Source organism: Bradyrhizobium sp. (assembly GCF_030697065.1).
Classification (GTDB): Bacteria; Pseudomonadota; Alphaproteobacteria; order Rhizobiales; family Xanthobacteraceae; genus Bradyrhizobium.
The window spans coordinates 1-3,621 of record NZ_JAUYQU010000090.1; the positions used below are offsets into that span (position 1 = coordinate 1).

At 62.9% G+C, this 3,621-nt stretch carries 7 protein-coding genes; 3 read left to right on the plus strand and 4 right to left on the minus strand.

Annotated features, from left to right (window positions below; genetic code table 11):
* Both Q8R73_RS06405 and Q8R73_RS06410 read right to left on the minus strand, forming a co-directional pair.
* On the minus strand, window positions 1-625 hold a 625-nt coding region (locus tag Q8R73_RS06405), incomplete at its 3' end, for a 50S ribosomal protein L25/general stress protein Ctc (protein ID WP_305718699.1).
* A 389-nt stretch (window positions 626-1,014) separates the two neighbouring features.
* A complete protein-coding gene (locus Q8R73_RS06410; RefSeq protein ID WP_305718700.1) occupies window positions 1,015-1,212 on the minus strand; it encodes a hypothetical protein in 198 nt (65 codons plus the stop codon).
* Between the two features lie 198 nt (window positions 1,213-1,410).
* On the opposite strand from Q8R73_RS06410, the gene Q8R73_RS06415 reads away from it, so the two are divergent.
* A complete protein-coding gene (locus tag Q8R73_RS06415) occupies window positions 1,411-1,743 on the plus strand; it encodes a type II toxin-antitoxin system RelE/ParE family toxin (protein WP_305718701.1) in 333 nt (110 codons plus the stop codon).
* Between the two features lie 26 nt (window positions 1,744-1,769).
* Entirely contained in the window at window positions 1,770-2,063 is a 294-nt protein-coding gene (locus tag Q8R73_RS06420; protein ID WP_305718702.1) for a DNA-binding transcriptional regulator, read from the plus strand.
* Between the two features lie 55 nt (window positions 2,064-2,118).
* Here the strand turns inward: Q8R73_RS06420 and Q8R73_RS06425 are convergent, their stop codons facing one another.
* Window positions 2,119-2,544, minus strand: coding sequence for a hypothetical protein (locus Q8R73_RS06425; RefSeq protein ID WP_305718703.1), 426 nt, complete (start codon window positions 2,542-2,544; stop codon window positions 2,119-2,121).
* A 306-nt stretch (window positions 2,545-2,850) separates the two neighbouring features.
* Between Q8R73_RS06425 and Q8R73_RS06430 the strand changes: the two genes are divergently transcribed.
* The gene (locus Q8R73_RS06430; protein ID WP_305718704.1) at window positions 2,851-3,141 is read left to right on the plus strand and encodes a hypothetical protein; all 291 of its coding nucleotides are present in this window, start codon (window positions 2,851-2,853) and stop codon (window positions 3,139-3,141) included.
* Window positions 3,142-3,167: 26 nt separating this feature from the next.
* Here Q8R73_RS06430 and Q8R73_RS06435 read toward each other — a convergent pair whose 3' ends face one another.
* Complete coding sequence (locus tag Q8R73_RS06435) at window positions 3,168-3,353, minus strand: hypothetical protein (RefSeq protein WP_305718705.1); 186 nt, start codon at window positions 3,351-3,353, stop codon at window positions 3,168-3,170.
* Window positions 3,354-3,621 lie beyond the last annotated feature (268 nt).

Genomic DNA, 3,621 nt, shown 5'->3' on the forward strand with positions numbered 1-3,621 from the left:
CACCCGGCACCGCCGCACCGCCAGCCGCGGCCGCCGCAGCCGCCTTGAGTTCTTCGGCGTAGCCGGACGGCGGCACGATGGTCACCAGCGTGACATCCTCGCGCGACAGCGACTTCACGCCGGTCGGCAGCTTGATGTCGGACAGATGCAGCGAGTGGCTGATTTCCAGCCCGCCGACATCGGCCTCGATATACTGCGGAATGTTGTCGACCGAGCATTCCAGTTCGATCGAATGGGTGACGATGTTGACGGCGCCGCCGCGCTTCACGCCAGGCGCGGTTTCGGCGTTCTGGAGATGCAGGGGAACGCTGACGCGGATGGTGGCGCCTTCGCCGAGCCGCATGAAATCGACATGGATCGGGAAATCCCGCACCGGATCGAGATGGAAGTCGCGCGGAATCACGCGGTGCTTCTTGCCCTCGAGGTCGATGTCGTAAATCGTGGTGAGAAACCGGCCGGCCAGGATGCGCAGGCGCAGTTCGGTGTCGTCGACCGAGATGGTCACGGGGGGCTGGTTGTTGCCATAGATCACTCCGGGAACTCTCCCGGCGCGACGCTCTGCCCGTGCGGCCCCCTTGCCGCCTGCCGGACGAGTGGTCGCCTTCAATTCCTTGACGGTCGCCATCTGATTAAGTCCTTGTTTTCAAAAAGTTAAAGGCCGCATCGCGGCCCCGTTCAACGCCGCAGCAAGCCTCCAGGGGTGCGGGGGCTGCGGACGTGGCGGGGTTCTAGCCCCAAAGGGGCGAAATGACAAGGAAATGAAGGGGGATTCTTGTCCCTCCCCTTGATTGGAGGTGGCGCGAAGCACCGGGTGGGGACCCTGTCCAATCGGTAGCGGATTGACTGCCGGCCGTTGAGGCATGCGTGGCAAGGCGGTGCGGGCGTGCGCGGATTTCAGTTGGAAGGGGCGATCCGATGGCGACAATCGGGTCAGGCAGGATGGCCGGAAATAAAACAGCGCCGCCATCCGGCGGACGGCGGCGCTGACGGGACCGGAACGATCGATCGGTGTGACTACTTCTTCTTCTTCATCATGCCGGATTCGACCTGGCTTTTCTTGTAAAGCGCGAGATCGGCGGCACTGGCCTTGATCATCGGAGCAGGGCTTGCCGTGGCCGCAGGGGCGGCAGCGGGTTTCTGCTTCTTGGCCGCCAAGGCGGCAGAGGTAGAGACGGCGAAGATGGCAAAACCAACAAGAATGATTTTCTTCATGCTTAACTCCCTGGAAAAAGACGCACGGCAGTCAATCACACACCCCGGATGAGGGTCAAGAACTGCCCCAGCGGTCCGTTTTCGCGGCTGCGGTTACGCGGCCGGTACAGCCCACTTGACCGCTTTCGGCAGCGATCGCGCGGAAGAATGGCGTCTTTTCTCTGGAGCTTTGGACGCCATTGGCGTATAGTACCCGGCGTGGCACGACGATTGATCACCGTGGTGGAAACGCCCCTGTTCGGCCGGCAAGCCCGGGAAATCTGGGACGCTTCCGAACTGGAGGCCTTCATTGATTTCATCGCGCGCAATCCGGACGAGGGAGATCTGATCCCCGAAACCGGCGGTGTGCGGAAGATCCGATGGACGCGGCCCGGTGCCGGCAAACGCGGCGGCGCGCGGGTGATCTATTTTTGCCATGGCGGCGACCGCCCGCTCTATCTGCTGATGGTCTACGCGAAGGCACGCCAGGAAAACCTCACGGCGGACGAAAAGAAGGCCGTTCGAAAGCTCGCGGCCATCCTGAAGAGTTGAATCGCGGAGAGAGAAGGACCAAAGAAATGGGCAAGTTTGGAAAGGAGTTGATCGAAAGCATGCAGCAGGCGGCAAAGCATGCCGCCGGCAAGAAGGTTCGCGGTTTGCGCGTATCCAAAATCGAGTTGCCGGATGTGAAGGCGATCCGTCTTTCGCTGCGGATGTCGCAGCATCACTTCGCCGCGGCATATCGTATTCCGCTTTCCACGCTGAAGAACTGGGAGCAGGGGCGGCGCATGCCGGATGCTCCCGCATTGGCCTATTTGCTGGCGATCAAGCGGCGCCCGAAGGAAATCATGGAAGCGGTCACGCGTCCCTGAGCGTGGATGCCCGCTTCGTCTCGATGTCGCCGCCGGGCGAATGCAAACAGAGAGCTCACCTCTCCTCCTCCGGATGCACCCACTGGTACGGCGTGATCTCCCGCGTCGCCGTCAGCTTGATCATGTGCACCGGCGGCGCGGTGTGGCCCTTGCGGCAGGCGCGGCATTTCAGCGACGCTTCCAGTTTCCACAGCGGCGTGTCGCGCGGGCGGCGGATGGCGTTAAGCGGCAGGCTCGCGCGGGTCCTGCAGCGGTTGCACTCCACTTCCAGCCAGCCGAGGCCGCCATTGAGGCATTGCGCGATCGTCGGCGCCGGCTGCGCCGGGCCGCCATAGCCTTCCATCCGCACCGACCAGGCCGCCGCCTCGGCGCGGTCGGCCTCGCGCACGGCTTTCGTCGCCGCTTCGCGCGCGTGCGCGGCATGCATCTTCGCGCCCCGGATGCGGCTGCCCCAGATGACCTCGCGTGACTTGGTGCTCATCGGCGCATTACAGCGGAGCCTGCGGGTCCGCGCAAATTCGCTAGCGGTTGGTGCCGGGAACCGCGGCAGCGCCTACCGGTCGGGCTGCGGCGCGAATTCGCTTATCCTGTGCAGAATTGAGCAGCGGGAACCCCGGGCGATGTGATTGCGTCATCGCGAACGCCGGTCGTCTCGCGCCGCTGTTCTATTCTGGCCCTGGCGCGCTCCAGCCCCACGCGCCGGGGCCGTTTCGTCACAGCCCGCTGCAGTTCGGAACCAAACCGGAAGTCCCCGCTTGAATCCCGGTTCTGTTGCGGAGTTGCGTGCGTGTCCTGGAATGAGCGTTTTGACGAGCCGATCGTGGTGCCGAAAGGCAGGGCGCTGATCACGCTGCGCGACGCGGGAAATTACATCGCCCGGCTGCCGAAGACCGAGCATCAAGCGACGGAATGGCAGACCGCCGCGCAATGCCTGATGCAGGCGGCCAATAAAAGCGGACCGATCGAGTTCGCCCGCATGGGCATGCTGCAGGCGTTGAACCGCCACATCGAGCGCGTGTTCGACACCACCGCGAGGGAGCATCACTGGGGCCGCCGCAAGCTGGCGCGAGACCAGTGACGAGGCCGCGGGGTAAATGAAGCCAATCAGGCCTTGTCCTGCGCGTACTTCTCCAGGACCAGCCGATTGTATTCATCCCTCACGGCCTTGCGTGAAATATGCCCTTTTCGGTCCTTGGCAATCTTCAGGAGATCAGGGTCGGTCGGTGCCCGCGATTTCCTTCTGAACCTGGCAATGAGTGTGCTTCCAAACAGCCGGTCAAACCATCCCATGGCGCCCTCACCGGTCATCCTGCGAATGACGATACCCTATCATCTGGAATACAGAAGACTAGAGGCTGGTTCGGTCAGCCGACCCCGACGGGCAAATCAGTTCGGTTTATCGGAATCCGTGTCAAGCCCCGCGCGCAAAAATAATTCTTTTTACCAGAAATCATGATCAGGCTATATGTCTGGCCATCCCGTCCCATCCACAAGGGGCGTTGCGCAAGGTCACCAGTGCGGGACGGGGATGCGGTGGACGCGGATGGCGCTCCTGACC

Coding starts and splice junctions, on each gene's coding strand:
- Q8R73_RS06420 (WP_305718702.1), top strand. CDS start 1,770: ATGGGCAAGTTTGGAAAGGAGTTGATCGAAAGCATGCAGCAGGCGGCA.
- Q8R73_RS06435 (WP_305718705.1), bottom strand. CDS start 3,353: ATGGGATGGTTTGACCGGCTGTTTGGAAGCACACTCATTGCCAGGTTC.
- Q8R73_RS06425 (WP_305718703.1), bottom strand. CDS start 2,544: ATGAGCACCAAGTCACGCGAGGTCATCTGGGGCAGCCGCATCCGGGGC.
- Q8R73_RS06410 (WP_305718700.1), bottom strand. CDS start 1,212: ATGAAGAAAATCATTCTTGTTGGTTTTGCCATCTTCGCCGTCTCTACC.